Below are 16,516 nucleotides of genomic sequence, written 5' to 3' on the forward strand. Positions count from 1 at the left end.
AGATCACCCGTCGCCGCTTTTCTGCATAAGCTCAATGCAGTCCATTGCCTGGTTTGCGAGAGGTCCATCGTGCTTATACGTCATAAATTGATCCTGAATACCGTGCTGGTGGCGATTGCCATGCTGGTACTGAGCGGTCTGTTTCTCTACTCCAGTCAGGTCAGTCGCCATCTGGCCGATGCCCAGCGCAATGTGGATCAGTTGGAGATCGCCATGCTCAATCTGCGGCGGGCCGAGAAGGATTTTGTGATCCGCAAGGAGATGACCTTCGTCGATCAGTTCAATAAAGTGCTGGCGAGTTTCCATGCGCTCAACCGCACTCTGAGTACCGATGACAATATCAGCGTGGTACATGGTGAGCTGGCCCGGCTGGATCAGCAGATGGGGGCCTATGGCAGCGCCTTCAGCGCCCTGGTCGCTCAGCAGCAGAAGATAGGGCTGGGGCCGGAAGATGGTCTCTATGGCAAATTGCGGGCCGCAGTGCATGAGGTGGAAGATGGCCTCAAGCAGCTGGATCAGCAGGGGCTGCTCATCACCATGCTGCAACTGCGGCGGGCGGAGAAGGACTTTATGCTGCGCTCCGACATCCAGTATCTGGATCGCTTCGAGACCTTGCACAAGAGCTTTCAGGATAGCCTTGCCGCTCTGCCGGAGGCGGATCGCGGCAAGCTGGAGCAGGCCAGCAAGCAATACCGGCAGGATTTTGTCGCCCTGGTGCAGGGAATGCAGGTGCTGGGTCTGAAAGAGGGTGAAGGGTTGCGCAACCAGATGCGGGATCTGGTGCATCAAACCGAACAGGGGTTTGCGACCGTCGACCAACACATTGTCGATGAACTGGAGCGGCAGACCGCTCGCCTCAACAGCCTGATGCTGGTCTGTGGCGGGGTGATTATCGTGCTGATCGGCATTATGAGCGTGTTGCTGGGGCGCAGCATCGACCGTCCCATTACTCAGGTGAATGATACCGTCAACCGCATTCGTAAGGATAATGACCTGCGCCTGAAGATAGATCTGCGCGGGGCAGATGAAATGGCCCAGCTGGCAGGTAATCTCGACGTAATGCTGGGCGGGTTTCGCGATCTGATCGGCGATGTGAAGCAGAGCGTGCACACCCTGACCGAAGCGGCGGATCACCTCTCGGCCAACGTCAAGCGCACCAGTGAAGGGGCGGCGCGCCAGCTGCAGGAGACTGATATGGTGGCGACCGCTTCCACCGAGATGGGCTCCACCATCGAAGAGATCGCCCGCAACACCGAGCAGGCGGCCAACAATGCACAGGCAACCAACAACAAGGCGATGGAGGGGCGGGCTGCGGTCGAGAATACTGTCGAGCAGATCCGCTCGCTGGCGGGCAATCTGGAGAGCTCATCTCGCGAGGTGAGCCAGCTGCAAAAAGAGAGCGAGACCATCGGCTCCGTGCTCGACGTGATCCGTGGTATTGCCGAGCAGACCAACCTGCTGGCCCTCAACGCAGCCATCGAAGCAGCTCGGGCAGGGGATCAGGGACGCGGTTTTGCGGTGGTTGCCGATGAGGTGCGCAATCTGGCCATCCGTACCCAAAAATCAACCCAGGAGATCGCCGGCATCATCAGCTCGCTGCAGAAACAGACCGGCAGCATCGTAGAGGTGATGGCGACCTGCCGCGAGCAGGGCAACCGCAGCTCGGATCAGGCCAGTACTGCAGGGGAGTTGTTGGGGCAGATCACTCAGGATGTTACCCATATCATGGACATGAGCACCCAGATTGCCGCCGCCATCGAACAGCAGAGTCTGGTGGCCAACGAGGTGAACCGCAACGTCAACAACATCCGCGACATCGCCCAGGAGTCGAGCATCATGGCAGAGGAAAATGCGAGATCCAGCGAGGGTCTCAACGAGCAGGCCCAGCTGCTCAACAAGGCGGTGGCAAAATATCGGGTTTAGTGAGCAGACTGGCATCCTTGTGAGGTTTTTGCACCAGAGTGGCAATGATTTGATCGTAATGGCTGTTATTGGGGGAATTCGCTCATATAATCGCCGCCACTATGATGATTCGGAAGGATTCGATGGCAAAGTTGCTGGTGGCCGTATTCGGGCTGCTCTGTTCCTGTCTGGTGTTGGCAGGGCCGGCGCCTCAGGCTACCCCACTCAAGCCCGGTATGGAGCCGCTACTCAGCTGGTTCAACGGGGCCTTTACGAGCCGGGAGCAGGCCAGTTACGACAGCCGCTTTACCAGTGCCGAGCTGCGCCTGATGGAGATCTGGCCCGGCTATCAGGGCTATCGCTGGGTCTATGCCGAGCAGTACCTGAGTCTGCGCTCCGTCCGTCCTTTTCGCCAGCGCATCTATCGCTTCTCACCCGCCCCTGACGGGCGGATCCTGATGGCAGAACTGACCATGCCCCGGGCTACCGATTTTGCCGGTGCCTGGCATGATCCTGCCCTGCTCGACAGTCTGACCCCGCAGCAGCTCTCCTTGCGCCACGGTTGCGAGATCTGGCTGACACGCACTCCCTCCGGCGAATATGCCGGTCACACCCGGGTGGGCCACTGCTCCACCGATTTTGGTGGTGCCACGACGCTGGTGCAGCATATCTGGATTGGCCCCGACAGCGTCAGATTGCTGGATCGCGCCTATGACAACGCAGGGAGCCCGCGCTGGGGCAGCCCGGGTGAGGGGTATGTCTATTTGCGTCGTTCCAAAGGGTTTGGCCAGTAGGGGCGAGTGCATCTGGCTGCGGGAACATGAAGGATGAAAAACAGGGATCGTAAAAAAGGCGCCCGATGGGCGCCTTTTTCAGAATTCTTCAGAAGTAAAATTACTTCTTGGTGGTCATCGCACCGAAACGCTTGTTGAACTTGTCTACGCGGCCGCCGCTAGAAACTTCTTTCTGCTTGCCGGTGTAGAACGGGTGGCACTCGGAGCACACGTCCAGGTTCAGATCTTTACCGATGGTAGAGAAAGTGTTGATGACGTTACCGCAAGAGCACTTGGCGGTGATGGCTACGTAGTCAGGATGGATACCAGCTTTCATGGACAACCTCAATTAATAGGCCGTGTCGCCATCCGATCTCTTGTCGGACACCACACGATTGTTGAACACAGTTTCAAAGGCTGCGAATAATATAGGAAATGCCTGAGATCAGGCAAGTGGCTTCGCAGAAAAAATAGGCAACCCCTGGTGAATTCTTCCCAAACGCTGGATCTGGTTCGTGTCGCTGTCCCGGTACCGTTACGCCGTCACTTCGACTATCTCTCTCCCCTGCCGTTACCTGCCCCCGGTTGCCGGGTCGAGATCCCTTTCGGTCCCCAGACCCTGGTCGGGCTGGTGGTGGATCATCCGGCTGACAGCCAGGTGCCCCGCAACAAGCTCAAGCCCATCAAACGGGTATTGGACACGGCACCAGTGCTAGGGCCGGATATTCTGGCGCTGATGAACTGGAGCGCCAGCTACTACCAGCATCCGCTGGGTGAGGTGCTGCCCCACGCCCTGCCGGTGCTGGTGCGCAAGGGGGAGCCTGCCGCTTATCGTGAACTGGAGTTCTGGTTTGCCACCGAGGCGGGCATGGCCATCGACCTCAACGAGCTCAAGCGGGCGGCCAAGCAGCAGCAAGCGCTCGCCTTGCTGCGCAAGGGGCCGCAGACCCCCTCCGCTCTCAAGCAGGAGGAGATCCAGAGCGCAGCTCTCACCGCGCTGGAGAAGAAGGGGCTGCTGGAGAAGCGTTCGCTGGAGCCGAGCCATGATGGCGATTGGGCTGCCCGCTTCGAGCCGGGGGAGGGGCTGCGCCTCAATGGCGAACAGGCGTTGGCCGTCTCTGCCGTTACCAGCCAGAGCGACAAGTTTGGTGCCTTCCTGCTGGATGGCATCACAGGTTCTGGCAAGACAGAGGTGTATTTAAGCATCCTCGAGCCCCTGCTCAAGGCGGGCAAACAGGCGCTGGTGATGGTGCCGGAGATCGGTCTTACCCCGCAGACCATCAACCGCTTCCGGCGCCGCTTCAACGTGCCGGTGGTGGCGATGAACTCTGCTATGAACGATCGGGAACGGCTTGACGCCTGGCTCGCCTGCCGCGACGGCGCCGCCGCCATCCTGATCGGCACCCGCTCTGCGGTGTTCACCCCGTTTCACAACCTCGGCATCATTATCATCGACGAGGAGCACGACGGCTCCTTCAAGCAGCAGGACGGTTTTCGCTACCACGCGCGGGATCTGGCGGTGATGCGGGCTCATCGTGCCGGTATTCCCATCCTGCTTGGCTCGGCCACCCCGTCGCTGGAGACGCTGCACAACGCCCGCACCGGCAAGTATCACCACCTCACCCTGACCCGCCGCGCCGGTAACGCCCAGACCGCCCGTCAGGTGATCCTGGATATCAAGAGCGTGCGGCTGCAGGCCGGGCTCTCTCCCCAGCTGGAGCAGCTGATGGCAGAGCATCTGGCGGCGGGCAATCAGGTGATGCTGTTTCTCAACCGCCGTGGCTATGCCCCGGCTCTGATCTGCCACCAGTGTGGCTGGAGCGCCGCCTGTGAGCGCTGTGATGCCTGGTACACCTGGCATCAGGCCGGACGACGGCTGCACTGCCATCATTGCGACAGCGTGCGCCCCTTGCCCCACCACTGCCCCGAGTGTGGCAGCAACGAACTGATCGGATCGGGAGTGGGCACCGAACAGCTGGAACAGCTGCTTACCACAGTGTTCCCGCAATATCCGGTGGTGCGCATCGATCGGGACAACACCCGTCGCAAGGGGGAGCTGGAGACCCATCTCGGCGACATCAAGGCGGGCAAGTACAAGATCCTGATCGGTACCCAGATGCTGGCCAAGGGCCACCACTTTCCGGATGTGACGCTAGTGGGTCTGCTGGATGTGGATGGTGCCCTGTTCAGCGCCGATTTTCGCGCCGCCGAGAAGCTTGCCCAGCTCTACACCCAGGTGGCGGGTCGCGCCGGTCGCGCCAGCAAACCCGGGTTGGTAGTGCTGCAGAGCCACCATCCCGAGCACGCCCTGCTGCAGGATCTGACCCAGAATGGTTACGGCCACTTCGCCGATACGGCGTTGAAAGAGCGCCGCCTGCTGGGGTTGCCGCCCTTCAGCTATCAGGGGCTGTTCCGCGCCGAGGCCAATGGCCGTGACGAGGTGCAGCTATTCCTCTCCCGTCTCGCCGATACCCTGCGCAGCGCCCGTTATCCCCACGTTCAGGTGCTGGGGCCCATCAGCGGCTTTATGGAGCGCAAGGCGGGCAAGTTCCGCATGCAGTTGCTGGTGCAGGGGCCGAACCGGGCACCGCTGGCCCAACTGCTGGATTGGGCGGTGAAGGAGCTGGAAGGCTGGCCCGAGACCAAAAAGGTGCGCTGGAGTCTGGATATCGACCCCACCGAGCTGAGTTGATGGTGGCACCGGCGCCGGTCGCTGGCAGTTATCGTCAGCGACCGATGGGTGATTTCATTTCAAGGCTCAGACCCGCAGATCGATCTGCTGCACCCAGCCTCCTTTACCCTGTTCGGTGAGATAGAGGCCGGATTGGCGCAGCACCCCCTGATTGCCGCTCTCCCCCAGATGGTTGAAGGGGGTGTCGAGGGGGCGCAGCAGGATGGCGCCGATCCCCAGCTCCACCAGAGCGATGGGGGTGTGATCCGGATGCCAGAACTGCAGGGCTGAAAACTGGCTATCGCCCTCATCCAGCACCCCGTTGCCATCCTCATCCAGGGTGGCCAACTCGCCGAAGCCATTGCCGGAGCGAGCGCCAAACAGCTCGCCCCCATCGTCTATGGTGCCGTTGCCATTGCGATCCAGCGCCACAAAGCCGCTCCCTTCCCGCAGACCCGGCAGGCTATCCTCCTTGCCATCCTGATCAATATCGAAAGTGATCCGAGCCTCGGTCAGATCGGCGATCTTGCCATCCAGACTGAGCACCAGCGGGTCTTTCAGGGCATTGAGGGTGGTGCGCCGCTGGCTCACCTCCAGCTGGCGCCAGTCGAGCACAAAGCCGAGATCGAGCTGAATAGTCTGACCATCCCGAGTCGCTACGCTGGCCGATGCCACCACCTTGAGCTGCTCCTGTTGCAGCAGGGTGTCAGTCACCTCCACCAGTTGATCCGGCTCGGCGGCTTGAGCAGCGGCGTCTCCTTGGGTCACTCCATCGCCTCCCTCTTCGGAGGGTTTGATCGGCTTGGGCAGCTCGATTTCGTGGCCCAGCATCGCCTCAATCATCAGCTTGATCAGCCGCTGGCGGTTATCCAGTCCATCGTCGGGAATACCATCCTGCTCTTTGCCGACGTCCGCTGCGGGCGGGGCGGGAGGTGTTGCTGCTTGCTGACTGGTGGCGGTTGCCTCGCGGTTTGCAGCGTCAGGGCGCTGGTGAGGGTCAGGGTGCTGCTGCGTTCGCCGGCCGCGGCCGTGTTGTTGCCCTCCGGTGGATTGACGGCGGGTGGCACTGGCCCGAGGTTGCGCACCTTGCGGCTCTGGGCCTGCTGTTGCCGGTATTGCACCTCCCCCTGGAGGTCGTAGTGATCGATGCGCATACGTTCGCCCTCGGCGCTATACATCTGGTCAGTTATCGACCAGTCAATGAGCAGGGCTTAACACCAAATCGGACTAATCAGAGAGGTGGTTAGTACTAGGTTGCAAGGTGGTGGCGTGGCAGGATGGCAAGAGACTGGATGGTGGCGCTCTAGTTGAACATTTTCAGGTAGCGCTGCGCACGCTGACTGACAAGCAGCATCGGTAAGGATAGGGAGAATTACATGAGAAATTGTCTGGTGATGGACGTGGCGGGCCATGGTGGATTCCTGTCTGGCGCCCCTTGCATCAATGATGCTGAGGGCTGCACTCATGCGTAATTGTCTGGTGATGGGAGCGGCAGGATATATCGGTTCCTATCTGGTGCCCCACCTGCAGACCCTCGGCTACAAGGTGATTGCCGGGGCGCGCCGTCCCTGTCGCTTGCCTGAGGGGGTGGAGTTTCGCCTCGCCGACAGCCTCAAACCCATCACCCTGCTGCCTGCGCTGGCGGGTATCGATACCGTCTTCTATCTGGTCCATGCCATGGGGGCGGGGGCCGATTTTCACCGTCTGGAGCAGCAGGGGGTAAAGAACTTCGCTGCCGCCGCTCGTGCCGCCGGGGTGCGTCGCATCATCTATCTCGGGGCAATCCAGCCCGAACAGTGCAACAGCCGCCATCTCAACTCCCGCCGCCACTGTGGCGAGCTGTTTCGCGAATCCGGCGTACCGACGGTGGAGCTGCGCGCCGGCATCATCATCGGGCCCGGTTCGGCGGCGTTCGAGGTGATGCGGGATCTGGTGTTCAACCTGCCGATGATGGTGACGCCCAAATGGGTGCGCTCGCGCACGCCGCCGATTGCGCTGTCCAACCTGCTGCACTATCTGGGCGGGCTGGTAGAGGCAGACGAGGTGGATGGCCGCATCTTCAATGCGGTCGGCCCCGAGCTGCTCAGCTATCAGCAGCAGTTGCAGAAGTTCGCCGCTCATATCGGCAAGCGCTGCCCCATCATTCCCATCCCGTTTCTGAGCCCGCGCCTCTCTGCCTGGTGGCTGCAGTTCGTCACTTCTGTGCCGCAGCCGGTGGCCAAGGCGCTGGTGGGCGGTCTCAAGCACGATATCCCGGCCGACGACGGCCCGCTGCGTGCCCTGCTGCCCCAGACCCTGCTCAGCTTCGACGAGGCGCTGGCGGAGAGTCTGGCGCTGGAGCAGAAGCTGGGTGCCGAACAGCAGGGGCAGGAGACCCCCCTAGGCCTGCGCTGGCGCCATCCCGAATATGGCTTCTACGACCGTACCGCCAGCGGCGAGGCCATCTGCCTCGCCTCTCCCGAGGTGGTGTGGCAGGTGTTGCAGCAACTGGGGGGTGAGCAGCGCTACTTCTACATGAACGAGCTGTGGGTGGTGCGCGAATGGATGGATCACCTGATCGGCGGCCCGGCCCGCACCCGTGGCCGCACCAATCCGGATCGCTTCGTGAAGGGTGACATGCTCGACTCTTGGCAGATCCTCGGGGTGGATGAGGGGCGCAGGCTCGATCTGTTGTTCAACATGAAGGCCCCGGGCGTCGGGCGGCTGGAGTTCAACATCCTGCCGGAGGAGTCTGGCCTGACCCGCATCCGGGTCACCGCTCACTGGCATCCGCAGGGCGCCTGGGGGCTGGCCTACTGGCTCGCCATGTTGCCGTTCCACCTCTTCATTTTTCAGGGGATGACCGAGGCCATCGCCCGTCAGGCCGAAGCGAGGGCAGGTATCCCGGTGATGGATTAACCCCTCTTCACACCATTCCCGCTGATAGAGTGCCCCGTTCGGGGCATTTTTTATGCGGCGGCCATGCCCGGTTATGGCAGATAGTGGTAGGCGTCTCATGGCAAAGGCTGGCATCATGCCGCGGTCTTGTTTACCGCGGATAGATAATCAGTCAGAAAAAGAAGGGATTATGAAGAAAAAACCGTCAATTTTGGGGGGCGCCTGCATCATTGCCAGCGTCTGCGTGGGAGCCGGCATGCTCGGTCTGCCGAGTTCGGGGGCGGGGGCCTGGACCCTCTGGTCGGTGCTGGCGCTGACCGTCACCATGGTGATGATGACCCTCTCCGGCTGGATGTTGCTGGAATCCTTCCAGCACCACGATATGCGGGTCTCCTTCAATACCGTGACTCGCGAGCTGCTGGGGGAGAAGCTCAATCTCCTCAACAACCTCTCGGTCTACTTTGTTGGCGGCATTCTGCTCTACGCCTATATCACCTCCTCCGGTGCCATCCTGCAGGGGATTCTGGGGATCGACAGCAAGCTCGCATCCGTGCTGTTCGTGGCGCTCTTCTCTGCAGTGGTGTGGCACTCGACTCGCGCCGTTGACCGCATCTCTGTGGTGCTGATCGCCTTTATGATCCTCAGTTTCGCCCTCGGTGTGGCCGGGCTGCTCGGCAGTATCAAGCTGCCGACCCTGCTCGATCTGGCGGGCAGCGAGAGTCGCTACGCCCCCTATGCCATGGCAATGCTGCCGGTGGCGCTCACCTCGTTTGGCTATCACCACTCTGTTGCCTCCCTGCGTGCCTATTACCAGAACGAGCAGCAGGCCAGATGGGCCATTCTGGGGGGAACCCTGATCGCGCTGGCGCTCTACGTGCTCTGGCTGCTGGGGATCTTCGGCAACCTGCCCCGTCAGGATTTTGCCCCTGTGATTGCCAAAGGGGGAGACGTGAGTGTGCTGCTCTCCGCGCTTTCAGGGGTGATCGAATCGGAGAAGGTGGCCAGCGCCATCAACGGCTTCTCCATGGCGGCCATTCTCTCCTCCTTTATCGGGGTGGGGCTCGGGGTGTTCGACTATCTGGCTGATCTGTTCAAGTTCGACAACAGCCGCGTCGGTCGCAGCAAGACCTGGGCGGTCACCTTCCTGCCGCCGCTGCTGCTCTCCCTGCTCTTCCCGTTCGGCTTCCTGCTGGCCATCGGCTATGCCGGTGCCGCCGCCACCATCTGGACCTGCATCATCCCGGCATTGCTGGTGCTGCGCACCCGGGCGCGGGCCGAGCGGGGCGAAGTGACCCCCCACTTCGTCACCCCCGGCGGCAAGCTGATGGCCTGGCTGCTGATCCTGTTCGGATTGGCGACCGCGCTGTTCCACTTCCTGTCGATGGCAAATCTGTTGCCGGTCTATCTGGGCAACTGAGTCAGGTCTACAGCACTGACAGAAAGGGCGGCAAGGCCAATTTGCCGCCCTTTTTGCTCCATTTTTATCCCACGCGGCAGAATCTATAACTAAAGTGGTAGGTGTGGGTGGGGTAAGGTGCTGAAATAACTGGTCTGATCTGGCTAGCGGCAGCATGATCTGCTGGGCATGCCCACCGCTTTCTTTTATGATCCCCGCCCTTCTGTGTGCCCCCTGTCGGCACCTCATTTGCACCAACCACATCGGGGTCCCCCATGTCCGATCTGCGTCAAGAAGCACTCGATTACCACGCCCTGCCCGTACCGGGCAAAATTGCCATCGCCCTGACCAAGCCTGCCGAAACCGCCCGTGATCTGGCGCTGGCCTACAGCCCGGGTGTTGCCGAGCCGGTGCGCGAGATCGCCGCCAACCCGGCCGATGCCTATCGCTATACCGGCAAGGGCAATCTGGTGGCCGTCATCTCCAACGGCACCGCCATTCTGGGTCTGGGTAATCTGGGGCCGCTGGCCTCCAAGCCGGTGATGGAGGGCAAGGCCCTGCTGTTCAAGCGCTTTGCCGGCATCGACGCCATCGACATCGAGGTGAAGCACGAGACCAGCCAGCAGTTCATCGACACGGTGGCGGCCATCGCCGATACCTTCGGTGGCATCAATCTGGAAGATATCAAGGCACCTGAGTGTTTCGAGATTGAAGAGGCGCTGATCGCACGCTGCGATATTCCGGTGTTCCATGATGACCAGCACGGTACCGCCATCGTCACCGCCGCCGGTCTGCTCAACGCGCTGGAAGTGCAAGGCAAGCAGATCAGTGACAGCCGCATTGTGTGCATGGGGGCTGGGGCTGCCGCCACCGCCTGCATGGATCTGCTGATCAAGTGTGGCGCCAGAGCGCACAACATCTTCATGCTGGATCGTCAGGGTGTTATCCACACCGGCCGCAGCGATCTCAACAAGTACAAGCAGCGCTTCGCCAACGAGACCCCGCTGCGCACCCTGATGGATGTCATCGAAGGGGCGGATGTGTTTGTCGGTGTTTCCGGCCCAGACGTGTTGCCCGCCGAAGCGGTCGCCCTGATGGCGCCCAATCCGGTGATCTTCGCCTGCTCCAACCCGGATCCGGAGATCAAGCCGGCGCTGGCCCACGGGGTGCGCAGCGACCTCATCATGGGTACCGGTCGCTCCGATTACCCGAACCAGATTAACAACGTGCTCTGTTTCCCCTTCATCTTCCGCGGTGCCCTCGATGCCCGTGCCAGCCGCATCAACGATGCCATGAAGATTGCCGCGGTCGAGGCGATCCGTGCGCTGGCCAAGGAGCCGGTGCCGGCCGAGGTACTGACCGCCGCCGGGGTGAGCGAGCTCGCCTTCGGCAAGGATTACGTTATTCCCAAGCCGATGGATGCCCGTCTGCTGCCGCGCGTAGCCCGCGCCGTGGCGCTGGCAGCGGTCGCCTCCGGCGTCGCCCGCATCGAGCTGCCCGCGGACTACATGCTGTAATCCGGCGTTGCAAACGGCCCCATAGCGGGGCCGTTTTTATTTGTGCTTCTGACGACAGCCAGAGACGCCAGTCGGGTGACAGGTTGGGGCTGATGGAGGCAAATCGGGTTCAAAGGTGGTCAAACAGCGCTCTCCTCTGACACAATATTGCCACTATGACGCTAACGAGAATCAAGATGCAGCAGCCTGTCAGTGGCCGTTTGGCCCACGCCCTCTCCTTCTTGCGCCATGATGGTCGCCACTTTGCCCAGTTTGTCTGGGGCCGTTTCCAGCAGGACAGATTGACGGTTACCGCCGGTTATCTGGCCTATGTCACCCTGCTTTCGCTGGTGCCGATGATCGCCGTGGTCTTTGGCATGATGTCCGCCTTCCCGGTGTTCCAGAGCCTCAAGCAGGCGATGGAGCAGTTCGTCTACCACAACTTCGTGCCGACTGCGGGAGACATGCTCAAGGAGTACATCGACGGCTTCGTTGCCAATGCCACCAACACCACGGCAGTGGGGATTGGGGCGCTGGTGGTGGTGGCGTTGATGCTGATCTCCGCCATCGACAAAAACCTCAACTACATCTGGCGTTCGACCCAGGGCCGCCCGCTGGCGCAGGCCTTTGCCATGTACTGGATGATCCTGACCCTGGGGCCTGTGCTTATCGGGGCCAGTATCGCCATCTCCTCCTATATCTTCTCGCTGCGGCTGTTTGGCGCCGAGAGCCTGTTCGGTATCGGTTATCTGCTGTTGCGCGGTTTGCCGTTCCTCTTCTCGGTGCTCACATTCCTGCTGGTCTATACCGTGGTGCCGAACTGCAAGGTGCGGCTGATCCACGCCTTTATCGGTGCGCTGGTAGCTGCGACCCTGTTCGAGCTGGCCAAGCGCGGCTTTGCCATCTACATCACCAACTTCCCCTCCTATCAGGCCATCTACGGCGCGCTGGCCACCATCCCGATCCTGTTTGTCTGGGTCTATCTCAGCTGGCTGGTGGTGCTGCTGGGGGCTGAAACCACGGCCTGCCTCGGTGAATATGAGAAACCGGCGAGTGAGGAGCTTGGCTAAGCCATCGCCTTGGCCATCGGTTTATTGGTAGCATCGACGACCGCCCCTGTGAGGGGGCGGTCGTTCTGTTTTCAAAGGAGAGGGATGTGATTGCATTGATTCAGCGGGTCAGCGAGGCCAGCGTGACTGTCGAGGGGGAGGTGACCGGCGCCATCGGTCAGGGATTGCTGGTACTGCTCGGGGTAGAGCAGGGGGATGACGAGGCCAAGGCCGACAAGTTGCTGCATCGGGTCAGTGGTTATCGCATCTTTCCGGATCAGGAGGGCAAGATGAACCTGAATGTCAGCCAGATCGGCGGCAGTCTGCTGGTGGTTTCCCAATTCACGCTGGCGGCGGATACCAAGCGAGGGATGCGTCCCAGCTTCTCCTGCGGTGCTCACCCGAGCGAGGCCGAGCGGCTCTATGACTACTTCGTGGCCAAGGCCGCCGCCAGCGGCATCCCGACCGAAACCGGCCGTTTTGCCGCCGACATGAAGGTGGCGCTGGTCAACGAGGGGCCAACGACGTTCTGGCTACAGGTCTGAAGATGTTTCGTCCCGCGGTGTGACGTGGACGATTACGTTGATGAGCCCCGCAACCGGATAGGGGGTGGCGGGGCCAATCCACTGTTCTATCAGTGTCAGGGCGTGGGTTAGCTCCAGTGCGGTGCGCGGCAGCAGGTTGATCACCAGGGTGCCGCAGAGGCGGGGAGCCAGCGCCCGGTAGAGCCGCTCCTGAAACAGCAGCAGCGGGTTGCCATCCTGACTGAAGAGATCGAGCAGGATGAGGTCGTACTGCTGCTCGCTCTGCTCCAGAAAGGCGAGGGCATCGGCCTGATGGAGTGCGGGAGCAGCGCGTTTATCGCTCTCCTGATGCTGGAAAAACTGCTGATAAACGGTCAGCACCTCTTCGTCGAGGTCAACGCACTCGTGGCGGGCCGAGGGCCAGCGCTGACTCAGATGGCGGGTGAGATCACCGCCACCCAGCCCCAGTTCGAGGATCTGCTCAGCCCGCTCCGGCAGCAGGCAGGCGATGACCCGTTGATGGGGCAGACAGAGGGTCGCGGGGTCGGCGAGCGACATGGCGGATTGCACCACGCCGTCTATCTCCAGCCAGCGGTGCTGGTCATTTTCCTGTACCGTGAGGCGGCGCTGGGGTTTGACGCTGAGGTGCAACAAGTGATCGGCTTGGTACGCTTGCAGATTGAAGTCCATGAATTTGCACGGCAAGATGGTTTCCGACCAGTGTAACTCAAGGATGAAACTATGTACCGGGTAGTCACCCCTCAGACAGTCGCCGAGCTGGATGCCTACTACCAGTTGCGCTGGGAACTTCTGCGTAAGCCCTTCAATCTGCCCGTCGGTTCCGAGCGGGACGAATACGACACCGTCGCCATTCACCGGCTGATGCTGGCCCCCGATGGCACTCCCATCGCGGTGGGCCGCCTCTTTATCGGCGGCGACGAGGCGCAGATCCGCTTTATGGCGCTGCGTCCCGAATATCGCGGCCAGGGGCTGGGCGCCAAAATGGTGGAGGATCTCGAGCAGTTGGCCCGCAGCGAGAAGGTGAAACGGCTGGTGATGAACGCCCGTCAGGAAGCTGTGGAGTTCTATCGCAAGTGCGGCTTTCTCGAAGTGGGGGGCGGCCCCGTCTCCTTTGGCCGCATTCCCCATCGCCAGATGATCAAATCCCTGAGCCCGTTGCAGACTATCCAGTACCGGCCGGAGTGGTGTCAGGATCTCACCACCCGCTGGTCGCGCGGGGTACCCATCAGCGAGAAGATGGGGATGCACATCAGCCACTACGACGGCCAGACCTTCCATCTCAAGGCCAATCTGGCGGCCAATTTCAACGTGCATGGCAGTATGTTCGCCGGCAGTGTCTATAGCCAGTGCGTGCTGGCAGGCTGGGGGCTGATCTGGTTGCAGCTTAAAGAGGAGGGGCTGGTGGGCGAGCCGGTGCTGGCCGAGAGCACCATCAAATATCATGGCCCGGTCGATGAGGAGCCGGAGGCGCGAGTGGCCCGCGAGGGGATGCCCGCCGTGCTGCAGCCGCTCAAACGGGGGGAGCCTGCCACCTTCAGCCTCAAGATCCAGCTGTTCAGCGGCAGCAAGCTGGCGGCGGAGTTCCTCGGTCACTACGTGGTGCAGCCGCCCCGCCGTCCGGGCCAGTAACCGCGCCATTTCCCCATCAAACAACAAGGCCTCATCATGAGGCCTTGTCTGTTTTTACCCTTGCTGGCTGTCGCTTGTCTGCCCGGCTTGGGTCTGCACTTGGGCCTGGTTTTGGGCTTTCGGTGCGGGAGCCGGTCGCCAGAGCGGGGCGCTGTTGCCTTGCGGCGGATAGCGTACTCCCACTTCCCAGCCGCAGGCATCCTGCTTTTGCGGGAAGCTCCAGGCCAGCGTGGGTTCCGTCAGCGGCCCGCGCCACTGGCCGAGCAGTTCGGCGCAGCGGTTGCCGTTGAGGATCCCCAGATCCAGCTGCCACTGCTCGTTGACCAGATCGATCCCCCCTTGCAGCGCCAGCAGATGAGTGATGGTGGAGGCGCCAGCCTGCTCGACTTGTAGTTGCCCCTTGTCGATCTTGCCCTGCACCCTGATGCGGTAGAAGGGGGTGTCACCCTCCTGCATCGCCTGCCACAGCTGATCCGGCGTCAGGGTGGGCGGGGTCGCCCCCTTGAACCACTCATCCAGCAGCGGGTCTATCTTTACCTTGTCCCAGAACGGCTCGTCGGCATCGAGGGCAAAGCTGCCCTGCAGGCTCTGGCGCCACTCGCCCGCCGTCTTGCCGTGTTCGGCTTGCAGGTCGGCGCTCACGTCCGCTTTGCCGGCAAAGGAGACCGGAGAGTGGAATATCTTGCCCCATTGCTGCAGATCCAGCTTGGTCGCCTGCAGTTGAAGGCGGCTGCTCTGGCCCGGTTCGCGGCCCCACTGGCCACTCAGACTGAGGGTGCCCTCATCCGGCAGCGAGCTGGTGAGTTTTCCCAGTTGCCAGGAGCTGGGGGTCAGTTCCCCATCCAGCTCGCCGTTGCGTGCGCTGAGTCCATCCCACACCAGCTCGAACCACTTGCTCTCGATACGGGCACGGCCGAGCAGCGGGCCGGGTTGGTTATCGCGCAGGGCGAGATCGCTCAGATAGAGCTGCCAGCCGGTCAGCGACAGGGGCAGGGTATCGTCGAAGGAGAGCACCTTGAGCTTGTCGAACGCCAGCTTGCGGATATCGACCTGCTGCGGGCGCCAGCTCTGCCAATCCTGCCACCAACCCTGCGGCAGGCTGATATCCATGCCGCTCAGCGCCACGTCTTTCAGGGTCAGCTTTTGCTGCTGGGTATCGAGGGAGAGCTCGACATTGAACTCCCCTTCATAGGCCTTGCCCTGCAGTTCGCCGTCGATCTGCTGGGGCGAGAAGGCGAGCTTGCCCTTGATCTCCTCCAGCTGGAACAGACCACGACCCATGTCCCCCAGGGTGCCGGTCAGATAGCCGGTGGGCTGGTTGCCCGCCTGCCAGTTGAAGGCGGTGAGCTGGCCGCTGAAGTTGTTGAAGGAGAGCTCCTGATTGATGTCGTTGAGGCTGACGCCGTCCAGCTGACCACGATCCAGCGATACGCTTTGCAACGGGAAGCGCTGCGGGGAGCCTTGTTGTGTCAGATCGCCCAGCTCCACCCGCATGCCGCGCGCCTTGAGATCGTGCAGTTGCAGGGTGCGGGCGGGCCAGTCCAGCACCATGCCGGTCTCCAGCAGACCGTCAAACAGGTTGGTCACCAGCTTGTCGGTGCGCAGCACTTCCCCCTCGAGCCGTCCTTGCAGGTTGAGACGGGCGAAGGTGAATTGCGGGGTCTCCAGCTGGCCGATATTGAGGTTCAGGTTGGCCTGTGGTTGCCGTTTCGGGTCGATCAGCTCCCAGTCGCTCAGAGTGGCGTTGAGACCGCGCAGGGTCAGCTCGGGGCTCTCCAGACTGAGGCGATCGATAGTGCTGTCACTGATGGTGAGGGAGTGCACCGGCAGGTTCGGCAGCTGGTTGGGCAGCGGCAGCTTGATGGCGGGGCGAATGAGGTCGAGATGGGCGATCCGCACATCGCGGCTCAGCCAGTCGATGCTCTCGATCTCCAGATAGATCTTGTCGAGGGAGACGGCATCGCCGTAGCGCACCTGCTCCGCCAGCAGGGTGTAGGGGTGGAGCGGGTTGAATACCAGTCGTCCTATGGTGACCGGTACGCCGGTCTGCTGGCTGATCCAGCTGGCGATGGGGCCTTTGGCGCGCTCGGCGTCGAACAGGCCGAGGGCAACCCAGACAAAGAGCAGCAGGAAGGCAAAGGTGTAGAGCAGGCCGCGTAGCCAGGAATTCATAAGTGC

At 61.7% G+C, this 16,516-nt stretch carries 12 protein-coding genes and 1 pseudogene; 9 read left to right on the top strand and 4 right to left on the bottom strand.

What is annotated here, in order from left to right:
• Positions 1 to 69 precede the first annotated feature (69 nt).
• Positions 70 to 1,923 (top strand): methyl-accepting chemotaxis protein, encoded by a 1,854-nt coding sequence (locus ACTG19_RS13855; protein ID WP_439989181.1) that lies wholly within the window; start codon positions 70 to 72, stop codon positions 1,921 to 1,923.
• A 122-nt stretch (positions 1,924 to 2,045) separates the two neighbouring features.
• Entirely contained in the window at positions 2,046 to 2,696 is a 651-nt protein-coding gene (locus ACTG19_RS13860; RefSeq protein WP_202003663.1) for a chromophore lyase CpcT/CpeT, read from the top strand.
• Positions 2,697 to 2,796: 100 nt separating this feature from the next.
• Here the strand turns inward: ACTG19_RS13860 and rpmE are convergent, their stop codons facing one another.
• Positions 2,797 to 3,012 carry a 50S ribosomal protein L31 gene (gene rpmE / locus ACTG19_RS13865; RefSeq protein ID WP_005340673.1) on the bottom strand — a complete coding sequence of 72 codons (216 nt, stop codon included), beginning with the start codon at positions 3,010 to 3,012 and terminating at the stop codon, positions 2,797 to 2,799.
• A 147-nt stretch (positions 3,013 to 3,159) separates the two neighbouring features.
• Here rpmE and priA point away from each other — a divergent pair, with 147 nt between their 5' ends.
• On the top strand, positions 3,160 to 5,367 hold the full coding sequence (gene priA / locus ACTG19_RS13870; protein ID WP_439989182.1) for a primosomal protein N': 2,208 nt from the start codon (positions 3,160 to 3,162) through the stop codon (positions 5,365 to 5,367).
• Between the two features lie 66 nt (positions 5,368 to 5,433).
• Here the strand turns inward: priA and ACTG19_RS13875 are convergent.
• Positions 5,434 to 6,524: pseudogene (locus ACTG19_RS13875) on the bottom strand (hypothetical protein).
• 286 nt (positions 6,525 to 6,810) lie between these two features.
• Between ACTG19_RS13875 and ACTG19_RS13880 the strand changes: the two are divergent.
• From ACTG19_RS13880 to dtd, 5 genes are all read left to right on the top strand, one after another.
• Positions 6,811 to 8,244: a DUF2867 domain-containing protein gene (locus ACTG19_RS13880; protein ID WP_113740156.1), complete on the top strand. Its 1,434-nt coding sequence runs from the start codon at positions 6,811 to 6,813 to the stop codon at positions 8,242 to 8,244.
• 169 nt (positions 8,245 to 8,413) lie between these two features.
• Positions 8,414 to 9,640 (top strand): aromatic amino acid transporter, encoded by a 1,227-nt coding sequence (locus ACTG19_RS13885; protein ID WP_111900459.1) that lies wholly within the window; start codon positions 8,414 to 8,416, stop codon positions 9,638 to 9,640.
• 254 nt (positions 9,641 to 9,894) lie between these two features.
• Positions 9,895 to 11,136 carry a malic enzyme-like NAD(P)-binding protein gene (locus ACTG19_RS13890; protein ID WP_164535822.1) on the top strand — a complete coding sequence of 414 codons (1,242 nt, stop codon included), beginning with the start codon at positions 9,895 to 9,897 and terminating at the stop codon, positions 11,134 to 11,136.
• Between the two features lie 176 nt (positions 11,137 to 11,312).
• Complete coding sequence (locus tag ACTG19_RS13895) at positions 11,313 to 12,185, top strand: virulence factor BrkB family protein (RefSeq protein WP_005340664.1); 873 nt, start codon at positions 11,313 to 11,315, stop codon at positions 12,183 to 12,185.
• An 86-nt stretch (positions 12,186 to 12,271) separates the two neighbouring features.
• Positions 12,272 to 12,709 (top strand): D-aminoacyl-tRNA deacylase, encoded by a 438-nt coding sequence (gene dtd / locus ACTG19_RS13900; RefSeq protein ID WP_005356887.1) that lies wholly within the window; start codon positions 12,272 to 12,274, stop codon positions 12,707 to 12,709.
• Here the strand turns inward: dtd and ACTG19_RS13905 are convergent.
• Positions 12,698 to 13,378: a spermidine synthase gene (locus tag ACTG19_RS13905; protein WP_439989602.1), complete on the bottom strand. Its 681-nt coding sequence runs from the start codon at positions 13,376 to 13,378 to the stop codon at positions 12,698 to 12,700. The two genes, dtd and ACTG19_RS13905, sit on opposite strands and share 12 nt — an antisense overlap.
• Before the next feature lie 51 nt (positions 13,379 to 13,429).
• Between ACTG19_RS13905 and ACTG19_RS13910 the strand changes: the two genes are divergently transcribed.
• Positions 13,430 to 14,338, top strand: a complete 909-nt coding sequence (locus tag ACTG19_RS13910) for a bifunctional GNAT family N-acetyltransferase/hotdog fold thioesterase (protein WP_227341588.1) — start codon at positions 13,430 to 13,432, stop codon at positions 14,336 to 14,338.
• 54 nt (positions 14,339 to 14,392) lie between these two features.
• Here ACTG19_RS13910 and ACTG19_RS13915 read toward each other — a convergent pair whose 3' ends face one another.
• Entirely contained in the window at positions 14,393 to 16,510 is a 2,118-nt protein-coding gene (locus tag ACTG19_RS13915) for an AsmA family protein (RefSeq protein WP_439989183.1), read from the bottom strand.
• Positions 16,511 to 16,516: the final 6 nt, after the last annotated feature.

This window comes from Aeromonas sp. 3P (genome assembly GCF_051919745.1).
GTDB lineage: Bacteria > Pseudomonadota > Gammaproteobacteria > Enterobacterales > Aeromonadaceae > Aeromonas > Aeromonas veronii.

What these genes read in the sequence shown, in the direction of transcription:
- ACTG19_RS13910 (WP_227341588.1), top strand. Translation starts at nt 13,430, where the DNA reads ATGTACCGGGTAGTCACCCCTCAGACAGTCGCCGAGCTGGATGCCTAC.
- rpmE (WP_005340673.1), bottom strand. Translation starts at nt 3,012, where the DNA reads ATGAAAGCTGGTATCCATCCTGACTACGTAGCCATCACCGCCAAGTGC.
- ACTG19_RS13890 (WP_164535822.1), top strand. Translation starts at nt 9,895, where the DNA reads ATGTCCGATCTGCGTCAAGAAGCACTCGATTACCACGCCCTGCCCGTA.
- ACTG19_RS13905 (WP_439989602.1), bottom strand. Translation starts at nt 13,378, where the DNA reads ATGGACTTCAATCTGCAAGCGTACCAAGCCGATCACTTGTTGCACCTC.
- ACTG19_RS13885 (WP_111900459.1), top strand. Translation starts at nt 8,414, where the DNA reads ATGAAGAAAAAACCGTCAATTTTGGGGGGCGCCTGCATCATTGCCAGC.
- ACTG19_RS13895 (WP_005340664.1), top strand. Translation starts at nt 11,313, where the DNA reads ATGCAGCAGCCTGTCAGTGGCCGTTTGGCCCACGCCCTCTCCTTCTTG.
- ACTG19_RS13860 (WP_202003663.1), top strand. Translation starts at nt 2,046, where the DNA reads ATGGCAAAGTTGCTGGTGGCCGTATTCGGGCTGCTCTGTTCCTGTCTG.
- ACTG19_RS13915 (WP_439989183.1), bottom strand. Translation starts at nt 16,510, where the DNA reads ATGAATTCCTGGCTACGCGGCCTGCTCTACACCTTTGCCTTCCTGCTG.
- ACTG19_RS13880 (WP_113740156.1), top strand. Translation starts at nt 6,811, where the DNA reads ATGCGTAATTGTCTGGTGATGGGAGCGGCAGGATATATCGGTTCCTAT.